17 protein-coding genes are annotated in these 23,186 nt (G+C 63.9%); 11 read left to right on the top strand and 6 right to left on the bottom strand.

The genetic code is table 11. The annotated features are described in order from the left end of the window. Positions 1–3: 3 nt before the first annotated feature. Genes soxX through FVE66_RS15940 form a run of 5 tightly spaced genes read left to right on the top strand, consistent with a single transcriptional unit; the run spans position 4 to position 3,361 of the window. Positions 4–507: a sulfur oxidation c-type cytochrome SoxX gene (gene soxX, locus FVE66_RS15960; protein ID WP_151448437.1), complete on the top strand. Its 504-nt coding sequence runs from the start codon at positions 4–6 to the stop codon at positions 505–507. A 1-nt stretch (position 508) separates the two neighbouring features. Beyond that, the gene (locus FVE66_RS15955) at positions 509–1,018 is read left to right on the top strand and encodes a SoxY-related AACIE arm protein (RefSeq protein ID WP_151448436.1); all 510 of its coding nucleotides are present in this window, start codon (positions 509–511) and stop codon (positions 1,016–1,018) included. Then, the gene (gene soxZ, locus FVE66_RS15950) at positions 1,018–1,341 is read left to right on the top strand and encodes a thiosulfate oxidation carrier complex protein SoxZ (protein WP_151448435.1); all 324 of its coding nucleotides are present in this window, start codon (positions 1,018–1,020) and stop codon (positions 1,339–1,341) included. The genes FVE66_RS15955 and soxZ overlap by 1 nt, the downstream gene beginning before the upstream one ends. Positions 1,342–1,348: 7 nt before the next feature. Next, entirely contained in the window at positions 1,349–2,134 is a 786-nt protein-coding gene (gene soxA, locus FVE66_RS15945) for a sulfur oxidation c-type cytochrome SoxA (RefSeq protein WP_151448434.1), read from the top strand. 42 nt (positions 2,135–2,176) lie between these two features. Further along, positions 2,177–3,361: an MFS transporter gene (locus FVE66_RS15940; RefSeq protein ID WP_151448433.1), complete on the top strand. Its 1,185-nt coding sequence runs from the start codon at positions 2,177–2,179 to the stop codon at positions 3,359–3,361. A 31-nt stretch (positions 3,362–3,392) separates the two neighbouring features. Here FVE66_RS15940 and FVE66_RS15935 read toward each other — a convergent pair whose 3' ends face one another. Beyond that, positions 3,393–5,423 carry a hybrid sensor histidine kinase/response regulator gene (locus FVE66_RS15935; protein WP_151448432.1) on the bottom strand — a complete coding sequence of 677 codons (2,031 nt, stop codon included), beginning with the start codon at positions 5,421–5,423 and terminating at the stop codon, positions 3,393–3,395. A gap of 188 nt (positions 5,424–5,611) precedes the next feature. Here FVE66_RS15935 and FVE66_RS15930 point away from each other — a divergent pair, with 188 nt between their 5' ends. The 6 genes from FVE66_RS15930 to FVE66_RS15905 are packed head-to-tail and all read left to right on the top strand — an operon-like array spanning position 5,612 to position 16,795. Beyond that, positions 5,612–7,267 (top strand): alpha-glucosidase, encoded by a 1,656-nt coding sequence (locus FVE66_RS15930; protein WP_151448431.1) that lies wholly within the window; start codon positions 5,612–5,614, stop codon positions 7,265–7,267. A gap of 2 nt (positions 7,268–7,269) precedes the next feature. Further along, on the top strand, positions 7,270–9,441 hold the full coding sequence (gene glgB / locus FVE66_RS15925) for a 1,4-alpha-glucan branching protein GlgB (RefSeq protein ID WP_151448430.1): 2,172 nt from the start codon (positions 7,270–7,272) through the stop codon (positions 9,439–9,441). Continuing rightward, positions 9,438–11,525, top strand: a complete 2,088-nt coding sequence (glgX, locus tag FVE66_RS15920) for a glycogen debranching protein GlgX (protein WP_241673245.1) — start codon at positions 9,438–9,440, stop codon at positions 11,523–11,525. Before glgB ends, glgX begins: the two co-directional genes overlap by 4 nt. Before the next feature lie 43 nt (positions 11,526–11,568). Further along, on the top strand, positions 11,569–12,858 hold the full coding sequence (gene glgC, locus FVE66_RS15915) for a glucose-1-phosphate adenylyltransferase (RefSeq protein WP_151448429.1): 1,290 nt from the start codon (positions 11,569–11,571) through the stop codon (positions 12,856–12,858). Further along, positions 12,858–14,315 (top strand): glycogen synthase GlgA, encoded by a 1,458-nt coding sequence (gene glgA / locus FVE66_RS15910; protein WP_151448535.1) that lies wholly within the window; start codon positions 12,858–12,860, stop codon positions 14,313–14,315. Before glgC ends, glgA begins: the two co-directional genes overlap by 1 nt. Positions 14,316–14,344: 29 nt before the next feature. Next, the gene (locus FVE66_RS15905) at positions 14,345–16,795 is read left to right on the top strand and encodes a glycogen/starch/alpha-glucan phosphorylase (protein ID WP_151448428.1); all 2,451 of its coding nucleotides are present in this window, start codon (positions 14,345–14,347) and stop codon (positions 16,793–16,795) included. Between the two features lie 851 nt (positions 16,796–17,646). Here the strand turns inward: FVE66_RS15905 and FVE66_RS15900 are convergent. The 5 genes from FVE66_RS15900 to FVE66_RS15880 form a co-directional block, all read right to left on the bottom strand. Continuing rightward, positions 17,647–19,491 (bottom strand): feruloyl-CoA synthase, encoded by a 1,845-nt coding sequence (locus tag FVE66_RS15900; RefSeq protein ID WP_151448427.1) that lies wholly within the window; start codon positions 19,489–19,491, stop codon positions 17,647–17,649. A 133-nt stretch (positions 19,492–19,624) separates the two neighbouring features. Next, positions 19,625–20,770 carry an ABC transporter substrate-binding protein gene (locus FVE66_RS15895; protein WP_151448426.1) on the bottom strand — a complete coding sequence of 382 codons (1,146 nt, stop codon included), beginning with the start codon at positions 20,768–20,770 and terminating at the stop codon, positions 19,625–19,627. Between the two features lie 106 nt (positions 20,771–20,876). Then, positions 20,877–21,410: a MarR family winged helix-turn-helix transcriptional regulator gene (locus tag FVE66_RS15890; protein WP_151448425.1), complete on the bottom strand. Its 534-nt coding sequence runs from the start codon at positions 21,408–21,410 to the stop codon at positions 20,877–20,879. After that, the gene (locus FVE66_RS15885; protein ID WP_151448424.1) at positions 21,403–21,849 is read right to left on the bottom strand and encodes a hotdog fold thioesterase; all 447 of its coding nucleotides are present in this window, start codon (positions 21,847–21,849) and stop codon (positions 21,403–21,405) included. Before FVE66_RS15885 ends, FVE66_RS15890 begins: the two co-directional genes overlap by 8 nt. Next, on the bottom strand, positions 21,846–23,099 hold the full coding sequence (locus FVE66_RS15880; RefSeq protein ID WP_151448423.1) for a flavin-dependent oxidoreductase: 1,254 nt from the start codon (positions 23,097–23,099) through the stop codon (positions 21,846–21,848). Before FVE66_RS15880 ends, FVE66_RS15885 begins: the two co-directional genes overlap by 4 nt. Positions 23,100–23,186 lie beyond the last annotated feature (87 nt).

Here is a 23,186-nt window from a genome sequence, read left to right as displayed (position 1 = left end):
GGCATGACGGAAAACGGGATCGGCGCAGCATGGCGATGTCTTTCGCGGGTGCCGATCCTGGTGGGCCTGGCATGCGTGCTGCCGGCGACGGTCGCTGCGCAGGCCCGGCTGGCGGTGGAAGCGGTGCCGCCGGCGCGGGTCGAGGTGACTGGCGACGCGATCCTGCGTCCCCTCACCGGCACGCCCGGCGATCCGGCGCGGGGCAGGGCGATTGTCACCAATCGCCAGCTCGGCCTGTGCCTGCTGTGCCACAGCGGACCGTTTCCCGAGGAACGCTTCCAGGGCGAGCTTGCGCCTACGCTGGCCGGCGCCGGCTTGCGCTCGAGCGAAGCCCAGTTGCGGCTGCGCATCGTCGATGCCAGCCGCCTGAACCCTTCGACCATCATGCCGTCCTACTATCGGCTCGACGGCTTGCAGCGCGTGGCCCCTGCCTGGCAGGGAAAGACGGTGCTGAGCGCGCAACAGATCGAGGACGTGATTGCATTCCTGCGCACCCTGCGCGATTGACATGAACCAGACAGAGCGGCAACTGAAACTGCAACCTGGACCGTATGGTCCGGAAACACCCGATGCCAGGCGGCGCCAGCTGCTGGCCGCCGGCGTCTGCGCCGGCGCGCTGGTGATGGTACGGCCCGCTTCGGCCACGCCGGATGCGATGAAAGCCGCGCTTGCGCAGTGGACCGGCGGCGCAGTCGTGCGTCCCGGCAAGGTCAGGCTGGAGGTGGCGCGCCTGGTCGATAACGGCAACACGGTGCCGCTCACGGTCAGCGTCGACAGCCCGATGACCGCCGCCGATCATGTGGTCGCCATTGCGGTTTTCAATGAACGCAATCCGCTGCCCGACGTGGCGCGTTTCACGCTCGGGCCGCGCGCCGGACGGGCGGCGGTCGCGACGCGGATCCGGCTCGCGACTTCGCAGAACCTGGTGGCGGTCGCCAGGCTCTCCGACGGCAGCTATTGGTCGCACACGGTGGACGTGGTGGTGACGCTGGCCGCGTGCATCGAGGGGGATGGCTGATGGCACGCACCCTGATCAACCTGCCGAAAAATGCCAGGCGCGGCGAAGTGATCGAGATCCGCGCCCTGATTGCGCATGTGATGGAGACCGGCTTCCGGGCCGGCTCTGATGGCAGGATGGTGCCGCGCGACATCATCCATCGCTTCAGTTGCCGCTACAACGGCGAGACGGTGTTTACTGCCGAGTTCTTTCCTTCCACGGCGGCCAATCCCTACCTGGCCTTCCATACCCTGGCCACCGAAAGCGGCAGCCTGGTGTTCACATGGGAGGGCGACAACGGCTTTTCCCATCGCGAACAAGTCGAGCTGACGGTGACGGGATAGGGCGGTGATGGCGGTGCGCACCTGCTTGCTGTTGCTCCTGCTCGTTGTTGGCAGTGCGTGCGCGCAGTCCAGGAATAACGACAAGGCCAAGGACAGCCGTTTGCCGGGCTCGGCCTTCATGGGAGCGGCGACCCAGGCGATGCAGCGCGACGACACCCAGAATCCGGGCATGCTGTGGGTGAAAGGCGGCGAAGCCCTGTGGAGCCAGCCAGCCGGCAGCGCCGGGAAGAGCTGCGCTTCCTGTCACGGCGATGCCAGCACCGGCATGCGCGGCGTGGCCGCCCGTTATCCGGCCTTCGATGCGGCCAGCAAGCTGCCGGTCAACCTGGCGCAGCGCATCAATCTCTGCCGGACCGGCAAGCAGCAGGCAGCGCCCTGGAAGCTGGAAAGCGAGGAACTGCTCGGGATGGAAGCCTGGCTTGCCTTGCACTCGCGCGGCATGGCAATGCAGCCGCCCGCGGACAAGGAGCTGAAGCCTTTCGTCGAGCGCGGCCGCGAGCGCTATTTCGCGCGCATGGGGCAGCTCAATCTTTCATGCGCGCAGTGTCATGACGATCAGGCCGGCAAGCGGCTGGGCAGCGCGGTAATACCGCAGGCGCACCCGACCGGCTACCCGGTCTACCGGCTCGAATGGCAGGCCGTGGGGTCGTTGCAGCGGCGGCTCAGGAATTGCATGAACGGCGTCAGGGCGCAACTCTATCCTGCCGGCTCGCAGGAGTTGGTCGAGCTGGAGTTGTACCTCGCCGAGCGGGGACGGGGAATGGCGATGGAGGCGCCCGGTGTGAGACCATAGGCTGTTATGCTATTTCCTCATATCGATATTACAAAAAAAAAGATGAACCGCAATCTCTGGCTGCTCGCCCTCGCACAAGGTCTTTTCCTTACCAATAACGTCACCTTCATCGCAATCAACGGCCTGGTCGGCCTGGCGCTGGCGCCGGTCGGCTGGATGGCGACGCTTCCGGTCATGGGATATGTGGTGGGCGGGGCGCTGTCGACCGGGCTGGTGGCCCGGGTCCAGTCGCGGCTGGGACGCAAGGCCTCGTTCCAGACCGGCCTGGCGGTGGCGATCCTGTCCTGCCTGCTGTGCGCGTGGGCGGTATCGCACAAGGATTTCTGGATGCTGATGGCCGGCACCGTGATTGCCGGCTATTACAGCGCCAATGCCCAGCTCTACCGTTTTGCCGCGGCCGAACTCGCTGTCGCCAGCTACCGCGAAAAGGCGGTGTCGCTGGTGCTCGCCGGCGGATTGATGGGGGCGGTCGTCGGCCCCGCGCTTGCCACCCACTCGAGAAGCCTGCTGTCGGTGCCGTTTGCCGGCGCCTACCTGGTGCTGGCCGCGGTGGCGCTGCTGGCCATGCTGGTGCTCTCCTTCATCACCTTCCCGCCGGCGCCGGTGAAATCAACCGGCACTGATGGCCGGCCGCTGCGCGAGATCATGCGCCAGCCGGTGTTCCTGGTGAGCGCGTCCGCTGCGGCGCTCGGCTATGGCGTGATGAACCTGCTGATGTCGGCCACCCCGATCGCCATGCAGCAGTGCAGCCATCCGTTCGAATCGGCCGCGCTGGTGCTGCAGTGGCATGTGATCGGCATGTTCGCGCCGGGCTTCTTCACCGGGCACCTGATCCGCCGTTTCGGTGTGATGCCGATATTGTGGACGGGCGTCGTGCTCAACCTGGCCTGCGTTGCGCTGGCCCTGTCCGGGGTCGAAGTCATGCGCTTCGTGCTGGCGCTGTTCCTGCTCGGGGTGGGATGGAATTTCCTGTTCACCGGCGGCACCACGCTGGCGCTGCAGTCCTATCGTCCGGAAGAAAAAGACAAGGCGCAGGCGGCGATCAACTTCTGCGTGTTCGGCGTGATGGCGCTGTCTTCATTCTCGTCCGGTGCACTGGTGACGACGCAGGGCTGGACACTGCTGAACTGGGGTTCCTTGTTCCCGCTGGGCTTGATTGCGATGTCCCTGCTCTGGTATTCGCGGCGCGGACGGCTCGCGCTGCAAGCCGGATCGGCGCGCTCGTAGGGCTGGTCCGCATCTACCTTCCCGGCAAGCCTCAGCTTGCCGGCGACGACGCCCTGTCGTGCAACATGCTGCGCACGGCTTGCGCCAGCATATCCATCACGAAGGGCTTGGTCATGACCCGCATTCCGGGTTGCAGCACGCCGTCGCGCATTGCCGCGTCCTCCGCATAGCCGGTAATGAACAGCACCGGCAGTTCCGGCATCATGTTTCTTGCCGCATCCGCGAACAGCCTGCCGTTCATGCCGGGCAGGCCGACATCGGTGAGCAGCAGGTCGATCTGCTGTCCGGATTTGAGCACGCGCAGTCCTTCCATGGCATCTGCTGCAAGAATGCAGCGATAGCCGAACAGCTCCAGCATTTCCCCCAGCAGGTAACGCAGGCCCTCCTCGTCGTCGACGACCAGCAGTGTCGCCCGCTCCGAGGCGATGGCAGGCGCCGCTGCGTTCACCGGCTTCGGCGCTCCCTCCTCCGATCCCTGGTAGCGCGGCAATTTCAGGCTGATCGTGGTGCCGCGCCCAGGAACCGAACGGATGCTGATGTGGCCCGCGGACTGCTTCATGAAACCGTAGATCATCGATAGCCCGAGCCCGGTTCCCTGCCCCGGCGGCTTGGTGGTGAAGAACGGGTCGATTGCCCGTGCTGCGACATCCGGCGTCATGCCACAGCCAGTGTCGGACACGCTGATCACGACATAGTCGCCCGGCGCGACATCATGAAATGTCCTGGCGTGGTCGGCCCCGAGCTCGATGTTGAAGGTCTCGATGCGCAGGTCGCCTCCGTCCGGCATGGCGTCGCGCGCATTGATCACCAGATTCAGCAGCGCGCTTTCCAGCTGGTTGCGATCGCAGCGCACGATCCACGAGGCCGGGTCGAGCTCGGTCGACAGCCGGATTGAAGGCCCGAGCGTGCGCTGCAGCATGTCGGTCAGCGAATTGACCAGCACGTTGACGTCGATTGCCTGGGGCGCCAGGGTTTGCCGGCGCGCGAAGGCCAGCAGCCGGTGGGTCAGGGCAGCGGCGCGCTCCGAGATGACCAAGGCATCGTCAATGTGGCGCAAGAGTTCGCTGCTGCCGCTGGCCGCTGTCTTGAGCTTCAGTATCTCGAGATTGGCGCTCATGCTGGCGAGCAGGTTGTTGAAATCATGCGCGAGTCCGCCGGTGAGCTGCCCGAGTGCCTCCATTTTCTGTGCTTGCTGGAGCGCGGCCTGGGTTTGCCGCAAGGTCTCGGCCTGTTCCTTTTCGGGAGTGATGTCGCGCCCCACGCCATACAGGTAGTCGCCTTCCGGCACGATCGTCCAGGAAATCCAGCGGAAGCCGCCATCCTTGTGCCGCGAGCGCACCCGGTAGCGCACCAGTGGCAAGCCGCTGTGCAGCAGCGCCAGCTTTTGCGGCAGGTCGGCATGGTGCTCGGTATGGGTAAACCGGGAGAACGGCATCGAACAGGCTTCCTGCTCGCTCCAGCCCAATATGGTGGTGAAGGCCGGATTGACGCTGACCAGATATCCCCGCGCCGACGCCACGGCCAGGATGTCTTGCGACATGCGCCATAGCCGGTCGCGTTCGCGGGTTCGCTCTTCGATACCGATTTCGAGCCGCTGGTTCGATGCACGCAAGGCTTCTTCAGTCTGCCGCAGGTCCGTGATGTCAGTATGTACTCCGACCCACTCGCGCAGGCGTCCATCGGGGTCGAAGGCCGGCACGGCGCGCACCGAGCAGGTGCGCCACTGCCCGTCGCGGCGGCGCACCCGGTGCTCGCAAAAAAACGGCGTGCGCTCGTGCAGCGCCCGGCCCCACGCGTTCAGCGTTGGACCGATGTCGTCGGGATGGATCGCGGTGGTCCAGCCGTGACCGCAATATTCCTCGGGACTCTGGCCGGTCAGCGCAGCCCAGCCCGGTTGCTCGCCAACCATCTGGCCGGCGGCGTCGTTGGTCCAGAGCACGCCCTCGGTGGCCTCCATCGCCGCCGAAAACCGGGCGATGCTGAGTGCCAGTGCCAACTCCGTCCCGGCCAGGTCGCCGGGAACGAGCTGGCTACGATTCTTGCTTTGCTTGTGGTCGATCACTGCAGGCTATGAGATCCTGATAATGGACAACTGGAAAAACAATGCAAAGGAATGCTACACGTTTTTGACAGTTCGATAGCGCAACCACCTGGAAAGGTCTTGATCATGTTGATTTCTGTCAACATGACGACCTGGCCGGTCAGTTCGTGGATCGTAAAGATGCCGTCCTACACAGATTGAAGGTTCATATGCAAAACAGGTCCGATTCCGCGCCGGCTCGCAAGGACTGGTGGCGCGGTGCCCTTATTTATCAAGTCTATCCGCGCAGCTTCCAGGACAGTGACGGCGATGGCGTCGGTGACCTGCCCGGGCTCGTTGCCCGTCTCGACTACATTGCCAGTCTCGGCGTGGATGCAATCTGGGTTTCGCCGTTCTTTCGCTCGCCGATGAAGGACTACGGCTACGACGTCCAGGACTATCGCGATGTCGACCCGCTGTTCGGTACCCTCGACGACTTCCTGCGACTGCTGGAGCGCGCGCACGAGCTGGGTTTGCGCATCATCATCGACCAGGTGATATCGCATACGTCCGACCAGCATCCGTGGTTCGTCGAGAGCCGCAGCAGCCACGACAACCCGAAAGCCGACTGGTACGTCTGGGCCGATCCGAAGCCCGACGGCACACCGCCAAACAACTGGCAATCCGTGTTCGGCGGCACGGCGTGGCAGTGGGACGCGCGCCGGCGACAGTACTACCTGCACAATTTCCTGTCCTCCCAGCCCGACCTGAACTTCCATCATCCGGCGGTGCGCAGCCAGGTGCTGGACGATGTTCGTTTCTGGTGCCGGCACGGCGTCGACGGTTTCCGTTTCGATGCGTCCAATTTCCACTTCCACGACCGCCAGTTGCGCGACAATCCGCCGGCGGCCGCCGCGGCACGCGTGGCCAGCGTGCGCGCCGACAACCCGTACAGCATGCAGCGCCACGTGTACGACAAGAACCAGCCCGAGAACATTGGCTTCCTGCGCGACTTGCGTCGCGTGCTGGACGAATGCGGCGCAGTCAGCCTGGGCGAGGTCGGGGACGAGGATGCGCTGACGCTGATGGCCGCCTATACCGGCGACGGCGACAAGCTGCACATGGCCTACAGCTTCAACCTGCTGACGCCGGAGTTTTCTGCCGCCCACATCCGCGCCGAGGTCGAGGAACTGGAGTGGCGCATCAAGAAGACCGGCGGCTGGGGCTGCTGGTCGCTGTCCAACCATGACGTGGCCCGGGTGCTGAGCCGGTGGGGCAAGGAGCATGGCGACCGGCAACTGGCCAAGACCCTGCTCGCCATGGTGTGCAGCCTGCGCGGCAGCGCCTGCATCTACCAGGGCGAGGAGCTGGGCCTGACCGAAGCCGACATTCCGTTCGAATCGCTGCGCGACCCGTACGGCATCAATTTCTGGCCGGAGTTCAAGGGCCGGGATGGCTGCCGCACCCCGATGCCCTGGAGCGCGGAGGACGAGCATGGCGGATTCTCGCCTGAGAAGCCGTGGCTGCCGGTGCCGGCCGAGCATTTGACGCTATCGGTTTCCGGGCAACAGGCCGACCCTGGGTCGGTGCTGAACTTCTTCCGCAATTTCACGCTCTGGCGCCGATCGCAGGCGCCGCTGGTGAGCGGCGACATCCAGTTCCTGGACGCGCCGGAACCGGTGTTGATGTTCCGGCGCACGCTGGACGGGGAGGAAATACTGGCCGCGTTCAATCTGGGACCCAAGCCGGTGAGGGTCCGGGTGCCGGCCGGCGTCACCGGATTCAGCGCCGTTGCCGGCCACGGCCTGGCTGGTGAATTGCAGGGAGATGGCAAGCTCCTGCTGGGCCGTTACGACGGCTTTTTCGGCAAACTGCGACAGGGATGACCATGCTTGATCGCGTAACCATCGATGCCCTGATGGGCGGTAGTCATGCCGATCCATGGGCCGTACTCGGCATGCACGTGGTGCAGCACCAGGTGCTGGTGCGCGTGCTGCTGCCCGGCGCCGTCGGCGTCGAATTGATCGAGTCCGGCAGCGGGTGTTCCCTGGCGACGCTGTCGCGCCACGACGGCAGCGACGTGTTCGAAGGCCTTGTGCCGGATCGGCATGAGCGCTTTTCCTACCGCCTGCAGGTGGACTGGGGCACGCACCGTCAGCTGCTGGACGATCCGTACCGCTTCCCGCCGCTGCTGCGCGAAATGGACATGTGGTTGTTCGCCGAGGGCAATCATCAGCGTCCCTACGAGTTCCTGGGCGCGCATCCGGTGCAGGTTGACGAGGTCTGGGGCGTGCGCTTTGCAGTGTGGGCACCGAACGCGAAACAGGTGTCGGTGATCGGCAGCTTCAACAATTGGGATGGTCGCAGGCACATGCTGCGCCTGCGCCGCGAGTGCGGTGTGTGGGAAATCTTCGTGCCGCACGCAGCATCGGGCGACCTCTACAAATACGAAATCCGGGCGCAGGATGGCGCCCTGCTGGTGAAAGCGGACCCGTACGCGTTCCGGGCCGAGTTGCGACCGCGCACGGCGTCGGTGGTGCAGCGCCTGCCAGCCTGGGTTGCGCCGACCGAACAGCGGCGGCGGGCCAACGCCCATGCCGCGCCGATCAGCATCTACGAGGTGCACCCCGGCTCATGGCGGCGCAATGCGGAGAACGGCTGGCTCAGCTACCATGAAATGGCGCAGCAGCTGGTCGCCTACGCCAGGGATATGGGTTTCACCCATATCGAACTGATGCCGGTGCATGAGCATCCGTTCGATGGCTCCTGGGGTTACCAGCCGACCGGGCTGTACGCGCCGACCGCCCGCTTCGGCACGCCGGAGGAGTTTTCAGAACTGGTGGCCCATGCGCATGAGGAAGGCATAGGCGTGTTGATCGACTGGGTGCCGGGCCATTTTCCGGACGATCCCCACGGGCTGGCCCGTTTCGATGGCACTCACTTGTACGAGCATGCCGATCCGCGCGAAGGCTTCCACCAGGACTGGAACACGCTGATCTATAACTACGGCCGCAACGAGGTGCGCAATTTCCTGGTCGGCAATGCGTTCTACTGGATCGAGCGTTTCGGCATCGACGGCCTGCGGGTGGATGCGGTGGCGTCCATGCTTTATCGCGACTACAGCCGTGCCGATGGCGAATGGGTGCCGAACCGTTACGGTGGGCGCGAGAACCTGGAAGCGATTGCTTTCCTGCGCCAGGCCAACCAGGTCATCGCGCGCGAGCGCAGCGAGGCGGTGACCATGGCCGAAGAATCGACCAGCTTCCCCGGCGTGTCGCATGCGGTCGAGCAGGGCGGCCTGGGCTTCGCCTACAAGTGGAACATGGGCTGGATGAACGACACGCTGCGTTACATGCAGACCGACCCGGTGCACCGCCGTCACCATCACGACCAGATGACCTTTGGTTCGATGTACGCGTTCAGCGAAAACTTCGTGCTGCCGCTGTCGCATGACGAAGTGGTGCATGGCAAGGGTTCGCTGCTGTCGCGCATGCCGGGCGACGAGTGGCAGCGCTTCGCCAACCTGCGCGCCTATTTCGGATTCATGTGGGGCCATCCCGGCAAGAAGTTGCTGTTCATGGGGGGCGAGTTCGGCCAGGTTGGCGAATGGAATGCGGACCGCAGCCTTGACTGGCATCTGCTCGAGTCGCCCCTGCACCAGGGCATGCAGCGGCTGGTGCGCGACCTGAACCAGGTGCTGCGTGATTTTCCGCCGCTGCACAGGATCGATTTCAATCCGACCGGTTTCGAATGGCTGGTGGCCGATGATCGCGAGAATTCCGTGCTGGCCTTTGCCCGTCATGACGGCGAGGGCGGCGAGGTGCTCGTGGCCTGCAATTTCACCCCCGTACCGCGCCATGGCTACCTGGTCGGCGTGTCCCGGCCCGGCGCCTACCGCGAGCTCATCAATACCGACAATACCGTCTATGGCGGCAGCGGCCTCGGCAATGGCATGCTGCACACGATCCAGCAGCAGGTGCATGGACGCCACAACGCGCTGTCGCTGACACTGCCGCCGCTGGCATGCCTGCTGCTGGCGCGGGAGGAAGCCCAGGGATGAGTGGCAGCATGAACAAGCGGCTGAGCGCGGGCACCACCAGCGCCCTCGGGGCGGTGGCGGATCGTCTCGGCACCAACTTCGCGCTGGTGGCGCCGCATGCGCAGGACGTCGTGCTATGCCTGTTCGACGAGGCAGGCCACGAGACCGCCCGTCATCGCATGGCAGGCTGTGAAAACGGCGTCTGGCACGGCTATCTGGCGGGAGCCGGGCCAGGGACGATCTATGGCTATCGTGTTCATGGTGAACATGCGCCGGAGCGCGGCCATCGCTTCAATCCGGCCAAGCTGCTGCTCGACCCCTATGCGCGTGAAATCCTTGGCGTTTACCGGGGCCAGGATGAATTCGGCGGCGACAGTCCGGACGACACCGGACCGATCGCGCTGAAAGCACGCGTGGTCGATGATGATAATGGCGAGCGCCAGCATCACCCGCCGCGCACGCCGCTCGCCAATACCGTGCTGTACGAAGCGCATGTGAAGGGCATGACCCGGCTGCACCCGGCAGTGCCCGAGGCCTTGCGCGGCACCTATGCGGGATTTGCCCACCCGGCGGTGCTGGACCATCTGTGCAAGCTGGGGGTGACCGCGGTGAACCTGCTGCCGGTGCATGCCCGCGCTGACGAAGCACGGCTGCAGAAGATGGGCCTGTCCAATTACTGGGGCTACAACAGCATCGGTTTCTTCGCGGCGGAGCCGCGTTACTGGTCCGGGCGCACAGGAAGTTCGCCCGCAAGCGAGTTCCGCGGCATGGTGGCCGCGCTGCACGCGCGCGGTATCGAAGTCATTCTCGACGTGGTCTACAACCACACCGCCGAGACCGACGAGCTGGGCCCGACGCTCTCGCTGCGCGGCATCGACAATGCGCTGTACTACCGGCTCGACCCCGACAATCCGGCCCGTTACGAAAACTGGACCGGTTGCGGCAACATGCTGGACCTTTCCCGGCCGCGCGTGCTGCAACTGGTGATGGATTCGCTGCGCTACTGGGTGCAGCAGATGCATGTGGACGGTTTCCGGTTCGACCTGGCGACGGTGCTGGCGCGCGATGCGCATGGATTCCAGCCGCACAGCGCCTTCCTGGCCGCGGTGGCGCAAGACCCGGTGCTGTCGCGCGTCAAGCTGATCGCAGAGCCTTGGGATATCGGGCCGGGCGGCTACCAGCTTGGCCGGTTTCCGCCCGGCTGGATGGAATGGAATGACCGCTATCGTGACGACATGCGGCGCTTCTGGGTGCGCGGCGAGGGCAGGCCCGGCGACTATGCACGGCGCTTCGCTGCCTCCAGCGACCTGTTCCGGCATGAGCACCGGTCGCCGCTGTCCTCGGTCAATTACATTACCTCGCACGACGGTTTTACCCTGCACGACCTGGTCAGTCACGACTACAAGCACAACCAGGCCAACGGCGAGGGCAACCGCGACGGCCATGGCCACAACCTCAGCTGGAACTGCGGCGTCGAGGGCGTGAGTACGGACCCCGAAGTCATGCGCCTGCGTGGCGATCTCAAGCGCGCCCTGCTGGCCACGCTGCTGTTCTCGCAAGGAACCCCGATGCTGCTGGCCGGCGATGAGATCGGGCACAGCCAGCGCGGCAACAACAATGCCTATTGCCAGGACAATGACACCACCTGGCTCGACTGGCAGCACGCCGACACCGGCCTGCTCGACTATGTCGCGCGCCTGATCCGCTTGCGGGCTGCGCTGCCAGCCCTGCGGCACGATGCCTGGCACGAGGAAGATTCGGGGCGCGCGGTCGATATCGCCTGGCTGTCCACCGAGGGCGAGCCCTTGCAGCCAGCACAGTGGGAGCGTGAGACGGCGATGGCAATCCGGCTCGACGAACAGCATGGCCGCAGCTGCCTGCTGCTGGTGAACCGGGCCTCCGCGGGGCGCCGGTTCCTGCTGCCCGACGGCGAGTGGCAATGGCAGCTGAGCAGCGCCGACGCCGGCGAGCCGCAGGTCCGCCTGCTGGCCGGCGAGGCCAGCGTTCCGGCGCGGGCGGTGGTGCTGGCGGTAAGCATGTCGAATTCAAGCATGTCGAATTCAGGCATATTGATGTCAAGCGGCACAATGCCTGACATCATGTAGATCTCCCGACAATAGACAACAGAAAAAGCAAAGGACCAGAAGCATGGATCACCAAATCGATGACACCGACCGGCTGATACTGGGGCGCCAGCTACCCAAGCGAACGGTGGCGCTGGTGCTGGCCGGCGGGCGCGGATCGCGGCTGATGGACCTGACCGACAAACGCGCCAAGCCGGGCGTATTTTTCGGCGGAAAATTTCGCATCATCGATTTCGTGCTGTCCAACTGCATCAACTCCGGCATCCGCAGGATCGGCGTGGCGACCCAGTACAAGTCGCATTCGCTGCTGCGCCATCTTCAGCGCGGCTGGAATTTCCTGCGCGGCGAAGCCAACGAATTCATCGACCTGCTGCCGGCACAGCAACGCGTCAACGAATCGTACTGGTATCGCGGAACCGCCGATGCGGTGTACCAGAACATCGATATCCTGAAATCCTACAACCCGGAATACATCCTGGTGCTGGCCGGCGACCATATCTACAAGATGGACTATTCGCTGATGCTGCTCGACCATGTCGAGAACGGCCGCGGCTGCACCGTGGGCTGCATCGAAGTGCCGCGCCATGAAGCGAGCGCGCTCGGCGTGATGGCGATCGACGAGCAGCGCCGCATCGTCGATTTCCTCGAAAAGCCGGCCGATCCGCCGGCCATGCCCGGCAAGCCCGACACCTCGCTGGGCAGCATGGGCATTTACGTGTTCAATGCGAACTACCTGTTCCAGTTGCTGGAAGAGGACCTGGCGGACGAACATTCCAGCCATGACTTCGGCAAGGACGTGATTCCGCGCGTGGTCAGGGAAGGCAATGCGCTGGCCCATCCATTGTCGATGTCGGCGGTGCCGCGCAAGCCGGGGGTGGCACCCTACTGGCGCGATGTCGGAACGGTGGACGCGTTCTGGGCAGCCAACCTCGACCTGGCGTCCAACATGCCGGAACTGAACCTGTACGACCGCGACTGGCCGATCTGGACCTACCAGGAACAACTGCCGCCGGCCAAGTTCGTGCCGGACGAGAGCGGCATGCACGGCAAGCTCGCCAACACGCTGATCTCCGGCGGCTGCATCGTGGCCGGCTGCGACATAACGCAGGCTGTCATTTTCTCGAACGTGCGCATTCATTCCTACTGCAAGATCGTGCAGACGGTGATCCTGCCGCAGTCCGTGATCGGCAAGAACTGCCGGCTGCAACGGGTTGTGGTCGATCGCGGCTGCGCGATTCCGGACGGCACCGTGATCGGCGAGGATGCCGAAGCGGACGCCGCGCGCTTTTACCGGACCGAAAGCGGCGTGGTGCTGGTTACCGCTGACATGCTGGAGAGGCTGGCGAGGGCTTGATGCGCGTATTGCATGCCTGCAGCGAGGTTTTTCCGCTGCTCAAGACCGGCGGCCTGGCCGATGTGACTGGCGCACTGCCGCCAGCCCTGGCGCGCGCCGGGTGCGACGTGCGCCTGGTGCTGCCCGGCTTTCCCGCCATGCTTGCCGGCATCGGACCGACCCGCGAAATAGCCACGCTGTCGCATCGTTTCGGTGCAGCGCGGGTGCGCTTGTTGCTGGGGCAGTTGCCCAGCGGCGTGTCGGCCTATGTGATCGATGCGCCGGAGCTGTATGCGCGAGCGGGCAATCCCTATAACGACGCCGATAACCATGCCTATGCCGACAACCACCGGCGCTTCGGCTTGCTGGCGTGGATCGCGGCCGATCTCGCGGTCGGGCTCGATCCTGATTGGCAGGCACAGGTCGTGCATGGCCATGATTGGCATGCAGGCCTGGCGCCTGCGTACCTGAAAGCATGGGAGCGCGCCAATGGACGGCGCGCCGCGGGCAGCGTGCTGACGGTGCACAATCTTGCCTACCAGGGCTTGTTCGATGCGCATGTGTTGCCGGAACTGGAGCTGCCCGGCGATTATTTCCAGATGCACGGGCTGGAGTATTACGGCCGGGTGTCGTTCCTGAAGGCCGGCTTGTTCTTTGCCGACAAGCTGACCACGGTCAGTCCCGCCTATGCGCGCGAAATCCAGTCGCCGGAGCAGGGTTGTGGCCTGGAAGGCTTGCTGCAAAGCCGTGCGGCCGACCTGGTGGGCATATTGAATGGCGTCGACTACGAAGTCTGGAATCCGGCGCTCGACCCGTTGATCCCGGTGCGCTACGACGCCAGGAGGCTACGCGGGAAGAAAGAATGCCGGCGCGCGCTGCAGCGCATGGCCGGACTGCGTGAGCAGGACGAGGCGCCAATTTTCGGCGTGGTCAGCCGGCTGACCGAGCAAAAAGGCCTGCACCTGCTGCTGGGCGCGCTGCCGGATATCGTCGCGCGCGGTGGCCAGGTGGTATTGCTGGGCACCGGCGACCACTGGTTGGAAGAGGCTTTCCGGGTGGCCGCCCAGCGCTTTCCGGAGTCCGTGTCGGTCGAAATTGGTTACCATGAGCCGCGCTCGCACGAGATCGTGGCCGGAGCGGACATCATCACCGTGCCGTCCCGGTTCGAGCCCTGCGGGCTGACCCAGTTGTACGGGCTGGCCTACGGCACGCTGCCGCTGGTGCGCCGGGTTGGCGGACTGGCGGATTCCGTGATCGACTGCACGCCGGCGACGGTTGCCGACCGCAGCGGCACTGGCTTCGTATTCGACGAATTCAGCGAGCCGGCATTTGCCCGTGCAGTGGAGCGGGCATTCGAACTTTTCCGCACGCCTTTGCAATGGCAGCAGGCCCAGCGCAATGCGATGCGGGCGCGTTTCAGTTGGGACGATGCGGCAGCAAGAATGCTGCCGCTCTACCAGGAGGTGGCGAAGCCATGAACGACAAAAGAACGCACAGAAAGCCGGCAATGAAACCCACTGAATTCAACTTCGAGCATTACGCCAACGACACTGCGGCGCTGAAGAAATCGATCGCGGACAAACTGGTCTATGCAATCGGCAAGGACCCGTACGTTGCCAGCGCGCAGGACTGGTTGCAGGCGACCGAACTGGCGGTGCGCGACCGGCTGGTGGAACGCTGGATGAAGACCACGCGCACCGCCTACGAGCAGGACGCCAAGCGCGTGTACTACCTGTCGATGGAATTCCTGATCGGCCGCACCTTCACCAATGCGGCGCTGGCGCTGGGCGTCTACCCGCAGGTCAAGGACGCGCTGGCCGCGCTGGGCGTGGATATCGAGGAAATCGCCGCCAAGGAACCGGATGCCGCGCTCGGCAACGGCGGCCTTGGCCGGCTGGCCGCCTGTTTCCTCGATTCGATGGCGACCCTGGGCATCGCCGGCATGGGCTACGGGATCCGCTACGACTATGGCATGTTTCGCCAGCAGATCATCGACGGCAGCCAGGTCGAGAGTCCGGATTACTGGCTCAAGGACGGCAATCCATGGGAATTCCACCGGCCCGAAGTGCAGTACCGCGTGCGCTACGGTGGCCATACCGAGATGGACGGCGAGCAGGTGCGCTGGGTCGGCACGCAGGACGTGCTGGCCACGGCCTACGACACCATCATTCCGGGCTATGCGACCGAGGCCACCAATACGCTGCGCCTGTGGTCGGCCCGCGCCACCACCGAAATCAACCTGTCGGCCTTCAACCAGGGCAATTATTTCGGCGCTGTCGAGGAAAAGAACCATTCCGAAAATGTGTCGCGGGTCCTGTATCCGGACGACTCGACCTTGTCGGGCCGTGAGTTGCGGCTGCGGCAGGAATATTTTTTCGTCTCGGCCAGCCTGCAGGACATGCTGCACCGGCATCTGCACAAGCACGCCGACCTTTCCACGCTGGGCGACTGCATCGCCATCCACCTGAACGACACCCATCCGGTGCTGGCAGTACCGGAAATGCTGCGCCTGCTGATGGATGAGCACGAGCTGCCGTGGGACCAGGCCTGGCGCATGGCGCAGCAGATTTTTTCATACACCAACCACACCCTGATGCACGAGGCGCTGGAAACCTGGCCGGTCGACATGCTGGGACGGGTGCTGCCGCGCCACCTGCAGATCATTTTCGACATCAATGCCGCTTTCCTGGCCAGTGTCACCGAAACCTTCGGATCGGACATCGACCTGATGCGGCGGCTGTCGCTGATCGACGAGAGCGGCGAGCGCCGGGTGCGCATGGCCTACCTTGCGGTGGTGGTCAGCCACAAGATCAACGGCGTCTCCCGGCTCCATTCGGACCTGATGAAGCAGTCGATCTTTGCCGACCTGGCGCGGGTGTTTCCGCAGCGCTTCAACAACAAGACCAACGGCATCACGCCGCGCCGCTGGCTGGCGCAGGCCAATCCGTCGCTGGCGGCACTGATCGACGAGCGCATCGGGCCGGACTGGCGGCGCGACCTGAATCAACTGGGCGCGCTGAAGGCCTATGTGGAGGATGACGACTTCCTGCAGCGCTTCGCGCAGTCCAAGCAGCAGAACAAGCAACGGCTGGCCGACTGGGTGCAGGCCAACATGGGCCTGGAACTGGATCCGCTGTCGATGTTCGACGTGCAGGTCAAGCGCATCCATGAATACAAACGGCAGTTGTTGAACGCGCTGCACGTGATCACGCTGTACAACCGCATCGTAGCCAATCCGGACGCTGATCATGTGCCGCGCACGGTGATCTTTGCCGGCAAGGCGGCGTCGGCTTACCACATGGCCAAGTTGATCATCAAGCTGATCAACGACGTCGGCGTCCGGGTCAACAATGACCCCTTGGTGGCGGGCCGCCTGAAGGTGGTGTTCGTGCCGAACTACAGCGTCAGCCTGGCGGAACTGATCATACCGGCGGCAAATTTATCGGAGCAGATTTCACTGGCCGGCACCGAGGCTTCGGGCACTGGCAACATGAAACTTTCGCTGAACGGCGCGCTGACGATGGGCACGCTGGACGGCGCCAATGTCGAGATACTGGAGCAGGTCGGCGCGGATAACATTTTCATCTTCGGCAACACCACGCCACAGGTGCAGGACATCCGCGCGCACGGCTACCAGCCGCGCCAGATCTATGAAAGCAATCCGGAACTGAAAAGGGCACTGGACCAGATTCGTGACGGATTTTTCTCACCGGACGACAGGGGAAGGTTCCAGGCGATCTTCGATACCCTGGTGAAATTTGGCGATCATTACCTGTTGCTGGCGGACTATGCGCGCTATGTGAAGGCGCAGGAGCAGGCCGATGAGTTGTACCGCAATCAGCTGATGTGGAACAAGAAGGCGCTGCTGAATGTGTCAGGGATGGGGCCGTTTTCGTCGGATCGGACGATTGCGGATTATGCGCACGATATCTGGAAGGTGAAGCCGTTGCGGTTCTGATTTTGGTTTTGTGGTTTTGTGGCTCTTTGGCTTGCGGGTCGTATGGCTGGGTTTGATGTTTGTCGTTGTTAAGCCGGGAGACACCCCGGCGGGTGTGTTCCTTTCTTTTTAAAAAGAAAGGAACCAAAGAAAACACCGTCAAAACCCACTTGGCCAACGCCCGCCTCGATAGCCAACCAGACTCGTTCGCCTGGGCCGAACCAGTGCGCCGTTCGCGAGGAAGGTCCTGCCACACGTTCGCCTCTGACCGGGATCAGCCAACCCGCTTCAATGCCGCCGACCGCACACTACCGCTCGTTGACTCCTAATTATTTTCGAAGCCGCTAATTGGCGCTGGAGGTCCGATTGTCAGCGGGAGTGGGGATCTCAGGGGATCTCAGGGGATCTTCTGCCGTTCTGCCGTTCCTGAACTGATCCCCTCCGTCGCCGGTTTGTAGCTTCGAAAAAATTTAAGAGTCAACGGTGCGCTGGGCATCGGTATAAGACACTTCATGGGGTTGGCTGATTAGGTAAGCGGCACACAGTCGAGGGATCATCTCTCGCGAACGTCGCACTGGATTAGCCCAGACATCCGCGTCTGGTTGGCGTTCGGCCCCCCCGTTGGCCAAGTGGGTTTTGACGGTGTTTTCTTTGGTTCCTTTCTTTTTAAAAAGAAAGGAACACACCCGCCGGGGTGTCTCCCGGCTTCACAACGACAACCATCAAACCCAGCCACACCAACCGCAAGCCAGAGAGCCACAAAACCACAAAACCACAAAACCACAAATCCACAAAACCGCTCAGCCACGGTTATGGGTCATGCACAGCTTCCAGGGGAGCGCGGGCGGGAATGGGGTCAACGCAAGCTCACATCACATCAAGTCAATCACATCCACTCCACCCGCGTTCAATAAGTCCACCAGGCCGGCGCGCCGCGCCAGCACCGCGCTCTGGTTGATATAGCCCTTGTCCGTAATCTCGCCCGCATCCACCGCTGGCGGCTCGGCCATCAGCAGCGCCCGCGTCGCATAGGTCGAACTCCCGCCCCCCGCCTGCTTCAGTGCCTGCAGTCCCTGTTTCAAGCGGCTGCGCACCGCCGGATGCGCAAGCACATCAGCGACCGGCGCATCTGCCGCCAGTCCTGCCAGTTGCCGGCACGGGACCATGTTCGGAAACAGCAGGAAACCGATGCTGTCGCGGTCATGCCCGGTCACCACGATGTCCTGCGCAAGCGGCGCCAGCATTTCGACGCCCTTGATGCGCACCGCGCCGACATTGACCCAGGTGCCGCTCGACAGCTTGAAGTCTTCGGCAACCCGGCCATCGAACACCAGGCCTGCTTCGGGCCGTCCCGGGTCGACGAAGCGGACCGCGTCGCCAATGCGGTAAAAACCTTCCTCGTCGAATGCCTTGGCTGTCAGCTCGGGCTGGTTCAGGTAACCCGGCATCACGTTCGGGCCGCGCACGCGGATTTCCAGCTTGCCGGCGGTCGGCACCAGTTTCAGATCGGTGCCGGGTACTGGCAGGCCGATTACGCCAGAGCGCGTGGCCTGGAAGTGACAGTCGGCCGCCAGCGGCGAGGTCTCGGTCGAGCCCCAGGCGGTCACCATCGCAATCGGCTGTCCGGTTTCCTGCTGCGACAACTCGATCAAGGCTTCCCACAAATGCTGCGGCAAGGCCGATCCGGCATAGAACATCACCTGCAGCCGGGAAAAGAAATTGCGGCGCAGCGCAGGGTCCGCGCGCAGCGCAGAGACCAGCATGTCGAAGCCGCGGGGGACATTGAAATATATCGTCGGCGCGATTTCGCGCAAGTTGGCAATGCTGGCGTCGAACAGGCCCGGCATCGGCTTGCCGGAATCGATGTAGAGCGTGCCGCCATGCCGCAACACCAGGTTGAAATTGTGGTTGGCGCCGAAGGTGTGGTTCCAAGGCAGCCAGTCGACAATCACCGGCGGCGTCTGCGCCAGGAAGGGCCACACCTGCAGCCTGGCCTGCTGCGACGAGCACAGCATGCGCTGGGTGTTTATCACGCCCTTGGGTTCGGCGATCGAGCCTGATGTGAACAGTATCTTGGCAACAGTGTCAGGCCCGACTGCATGGAACGCGGCGTCCACCGCTGCCTGGTTGTGCGCTTGAACCAGCGACGAGAATGGCTGCGCACCGGGCGGCAACTCGCTGCCGTCGGCCACCACCAGTCGCGCCTGATGGATGCCTTCGATTGCGGCCAGCGCCGGCGCAAAGCGTGGCGCGGTCGCGGTGTAGATCACGCCGGGTTGCAGCCGGCGGATCAGGCTCTTGAGCTTCGCATGGTCCTGCGACATCAGCGAATACGCGGGTGAGATCGCGGCATACGGAATGCCAACATGCATGCAGGCCAGCATCAGCAACGCGTGTTCGATGCTATTGTCCGACAGCACCACGACCGGCTGGCCGGCTGGAAGCCGCAGCGCCAGCAGGCTGGCGGCAATGCGCCTGACCTTGTCCAGCGCCTGTGACCAGGTCACGCCATGCCATGCGCCGCTTGCATTGCGCTCCAGCAGGAATTGACGGTCCGGCGCTTCACGCGCCCAGTGCTCCAGGTCCTCGCCGAGGCAGCGGCGGTAGCGGCCCAGCTCGACCGGTGAGCGCAGCAGCATGGTGCCGTCGTCGCGCTTTTCGAGCGTGACGAGGGGGGCGGCAAACAGTTGGGTGGGGTTGCGCAGTGGTGCGTTCATGACATGGGCTCCGCATATCGATCAAGCTCGCCGCAGCCTGGAGGCATCGCTCAGGGAGCTACTTGATCCAGGATGGGGATCGGTGGATCACATCCCCGCTCGCAGCCAGGCGCGATCCACCGACAGCAACAAGTTACCGGATCAACTTCCAGTTCCCGTTCTCTATCTTCACCAGCACCCGCGCGCGGGCATCATGTCCGTAATGATTGGCGGGCGTCATGTTGAACACCCCATGCGCGCCCACCACTTCCTTCTGGGTTTCGATCACGTCGCGCAGCGCCTGGCGGAACTCGGGTGTGCCCGGCTTGCCTTTCTTCAGCGCTTCGGGAACGGCCGCCGCAAAAATGCGGTAAGCGTCGATCATGTGCGCGCCGAATGAGGACACGCTGCCGGCGCCATTCTTCTCTTCATACATCCGCGTATATTCGATGCCGATTTTTTTCGAAGGATGGCTGTCCGGGAGCTGGCTGGCCACGACCACCGGACCGACCGGCAGCACCGCGCCCTCTACGGCCTTGCCGCCGACACGGATGAATTCCTTGTTGGCTGCACCGTGGGTTTGATAGAGCTTGCCTTTGTAGCCGCGGTCGACCAGCGCGGTCTGCGGCAGGGCGGCAGGGGTGCCGGATCCGGCGATCAGCACCGCGTCCGGATTGGCGGACGCCAGCTTGACTACCTGGCCGGTGACGCTGGTGTCGGTGCGGTTGTAGCGCTCGACCCCGCTCATCCTGATGCCGGCAGCTTCAGCCGCCTTGGTCATTTCGCGCAGCCAGCCTTCGCCGTAACCATCGGCATAGCCGATGAAGCCGAGCGATTTCACGCCATTGGCCTTCATGTGCTCTGCCAGCGCATGCGCCATCAGCGCATTGTGTTGCGGCGCGCTGAATACCCACGCTTTCTTGGCGTCGGTAATTTCCACCGGGGCCAGCGCGATCTGCACCGTCTTCGTTTCTGCCGCCACTTCTGCGACTGCCAGCGCAGTTGGTACTGCGGACGATCCGAAGAAAATGTCTGCCTTGTTTTCAGTGGCAAACTTGCGCGCGTTCTTGTTGGCTTCGGTCGGATTGGTGGCGTCGTCCAGCACGATGTAATTGATCTTTTCACCGGCAATCGTGGTCGGCAGCAGCGCTACCGTATTGCGCTCAGGGATGCCAAGCGAAGCCGCCGGGCCGGTGGCGGATACCGTTATGCCGACATTGATGTCAGCCAGGGCGGGCAGGGCGGCGCCGGCGCCAAGGCAAATCAGGGCAGCGGCAATCTTGTTGCGGGTGGTGTTCATTTTTTGTCTCCTCTTGTGGATGGGGTACGGCAAGTTTTCTGGTGCTGATTCCTTGTCAGGCCTTGCTTGCTGCGGCGGTGCTGCTGTCTTGCTGTGCTTTCTGCTGTCATTCCTGCTGGTTTCCGGCGGCGGGCGGGGTGATGTCGATGCGGGCCAGCTTGCGCAGCAGCGTCATCAGCGTGGCGCGTTCCGGCGCCGACAGCACCGAGGACAAGCGCGCGTCGTGTTCCGCCACGGCGGCAGTGACCTGGTCCAGGATCTTGCTGCCGTTGGCGGTCAGGTACAGGCCCCAGGCTCGCTTGTCGGTAGGGGACGCACGACGCTCTACCAGGCTGGCGCCTTCCAGCGTATTGATCAACAGCACCGAGCCCGAGCGCGCAATCGCCAGGATCGCGGCGAGCTCGGTCAGCTTCAATCCGGGATTATTGGCGATGATCACCAGCGCGGAGAAGCGCGATGGCGTCATTCCCCACTCCGCCAGCGAGCGGATGAAGTCGTCATAGACCAGCAACTGCGCGCGCCGTACCGGATAGCCGATCAGCTGGTCGAGCACGCCGTAGCGAATTCCCGCTACGTGCGTCCCGGGCAGGCCTTCAGGCGACTCGCGGACGCGGCGCCCGGCAGTGCGATCGCTACGCATTGATCCCCGGCTTGCGTTGTACCGCGATGGTCAGGCGCGACGCGCACACAAGGCGCTCGGATTGGTCGACGATCCGGATCTCCCACACCTGGGTGCTCTTGCCCACGTGCAGCGGCCGTGCGGTGCCGGTGACCCAGCCGCTGCGCACGGCGCGCACATGGTTGGCGTTGATATCCAGGCCGACGCAGAATTCGCTGCGCTGGTCGACGCACATGTTGGCCGCGCAACTGCCGAGCGCCTCGGCCAGCAGCACCGAGGCGCCGCCGTGCAGCAAGCGGAATGGCTGGATGGTGCGGCGGTCCACCGGCATGCGCGCCGACAGCCAGTCCGGCCCGATCGCGGTGAACTCGATGCCGAGGTGGCTCTCGGCGGTGTCACGGTGCATGTCGCGCAGGGCCTCCAGCGTCATCGGCGTCTTCCAGATCGCCTCCGTGCTCATGGCTTGGTTCCCTGCAATGACTGCTTGTCGAAGCCGGCCAGCCGCTTGTAGCGCAATGAAATCGCTTCGCGCTCGGCCAGCGGGATGACTTGTTCAATGTTGGTGAAGCCGTTCGGCGCGCGTTGCTCGGCCATTTGCATGACCTGTTCCGGTCCGTTCATCCGGTTGCGCAATACGATTGCGGCAGTGCGTGGCAGCCGCTCGGCCTCGTATTCCTTCAGTGCATAGCCGATGTCGCTGCGCTGGAGCGCAGCTTCTTCCAGGCAGTCGGCGAGGTAGCGCGCGTCGAGTATGGCCTGGGCGCTGCCGTTCGAGCCGATCGGATACATCGGGTGCGCGGCATCGCCCAGCAGCGTGACGCGGCCGACGGTCCAGCGCGGCAGCGGGTCGCGGTCGACCAGCGGAAATTCGTAAATCGCCTCAGCCCGGTCGATCACGGAGGGAATATCGATCCAGTCCCATTTCCAGTCGGCGAAGCGGTCGGCGAATACCGACTTGTCGACTTTCCGGTTCCAGTCGGTGGCGGGCAGCGCGCCGTCGCCGACGCGCAGTTCGGCGATCCAGTTCAGCAGCGAGCGGCCCTGCCGCCGCAGCGGTTCGGAAATCGGATAGCAGACAAATTTCTGGTCCTGGTGGCCGGCCATGAACATGGTCTTGCCATCGGCAAAGGGCGAGCCCTCGGTGATGGCGCGCCACAGCATGCGGCCGGAATAACGTGGCTCGTCGCCCACCGGGTGCAGGCAGCGCCGAACGCATGAATGAATGCCGTCCGCGCCCACCAGCACATCGGCGCGGCTTTCCACCAGTTGTTCATCGCTGCGCCGGCGCAGCTTGAGCGTGACGCCATTCGCCTCCTGCGCGAAGGATTCGATCGCATGACCCAGGTGGATGCGGTCATGGCCAATGCGCTCGCCGGCGGCGTGCAGCAGCGCCATCTGCAGCGCGCCGCGATGGATCGAGAACTGCGGCCATTCATAGCCTGCCGCCAGGCCGCGTGCCTCGCTCCAGATCTGCTGGCCGAATTTGTTGTAGTACGCGAGGGTGGAAGTCTGGACGCCGATTTCAGCCAGCGTGTCCTGCAGGCCGAGTTCGGTAATTTCGCGCGTCGCGTGCGGCAGCAGGTTGATGCCGACCCCCAGCGCACGGATCTGCTCCACTGATTCCCAGATCTCGACTTCAATTCCGCGCTTGTGCAGCATCAGCGCAAGGGCAAGGCCGCCGATGCCGGCGCCCGCAATGGCTATCTTCATGGGTCTTCTTCCTGTCTCTGGCCGGGGCATTGATTGATATGGTTATAGTTCATAACAATTATTTTTGCAATCCGTGGCGGACCTTGC

Source organism: Lacisediminimonas profundi (genome assembly GCF_008831265.1).
Lineage (GTDB): Bacteria > Pseudomonadota > Gammaproteobacteria > Burkholderiales > Burkholderiaceae_D > Lacisediminimonas > Lacisediminimonas profundi.
This window is presented reverse-complemented; position numbering and strand designations above follow the sequence as displayed.

Coding starts and splice junctions, on each gene's coding strand:
- FVE66_RS15955 (WP_151448436.1), top strand. CDS start 509: ATGAACCAGACAGAGCGGCAACTGAAACTGCAACCTGGACCGTATGGT.
- FVE66_RS15900 (WP_151448427.1), bottom strand. CDS start 19,491: ATGAACGCACCACTGCGCAACCCCACCCAACTGTTTGCCGCCCCCCTC.
- soxA (WP_151448434.1), top strand. CDS start 1,349: ATGGCGGTGCGCACCTGCTTGCTGTTGCTCCTGCTCGTTGTTGGCAGT.
- FVE66_RS15905 (WP_151448428.1), top strand. CDS start 14,345: ATGAAACCCACTGAATTCAACTTCGAGCATTACGCCAACGACACTGCG.
- FVE66_RS15930 (WP_151448431.1), top strand. CDS start 5,612: ATGCAAAACAGGTCCGATTCCGCGCCGGCTCGCAAGGACTGGTGGCGC.
- glgC (WP_151448429.1), top strand. CDS start 11,569: ATGGATCACCAAATCGATGACACCGACCGGCTGATACTGGGGCGCCAG.
- soxZ (WP_151448435.1), top strand. CDS start 1,018: ATGGCACGCACCCTGATCAACCTGCCGAAAAATGCCAGGCGCGGCGAA.
- FVE66_RS15895 (WP_151448426.1), bottom strand. CDS start 20,770: ATGAACACCACCCGCAACAAGATTGCCGCTGCCCTGATTTGCCTTGGC.
- FVE66_RS15885 (WP_151448424.1), bottom strand. CDS start 21,849: ATGAGCACGGAGGCGATCTGGAAGACGCCGATGACGCTGGAGGCCCTG.
- FVE66_RS15880 (WP_151448423.1), bottom strand. CDS start 23,099: ATGAAGATAGCCATTGCGGGCGCCGGCATCGGCGGCCTTGCCCTTGCG.
- soxX (WP_151448437.1), top strand. CDS start 4: ATGACGGAAAACGGGATCGGCGCAGCATGGCGATGTCTTTCGCGGGTG.
- glgB (WP_151448430.1), top strand. CDS start 7,270: ATGCTTGATCGCGTAACCATCGATGCCCTGATGGGCGGTAGTCATGCC.
- FVE66_RS15940 (WP_151448433.1), top strand. CDS start 2,177: ATGAACCGCAATCTCTGGCTGCTCGCCCTCGCACAAGGTCTTTTCCTT.
- FVE66_RS15890 (WP_151448425.1), bottom strand. CDS start 21,410: ATGCGTAGCGATCGCACTGCCGGGCGCCGCGTCCGCGAGTCGCCTGAA.
- glgX (WP_241673245.1), top strand. CDS start 9,438: ATGAGTGGCAGCATGAACAAGCGGCTGAGCGCGGGCACCACCAGCGCC.
- glgA (WP_151448535.1), top strand. CDS start 12,858: ATGCGCGTATTGCATGCCTGCAGCGAGGTTTTTCCGCTGCTCAAGACC.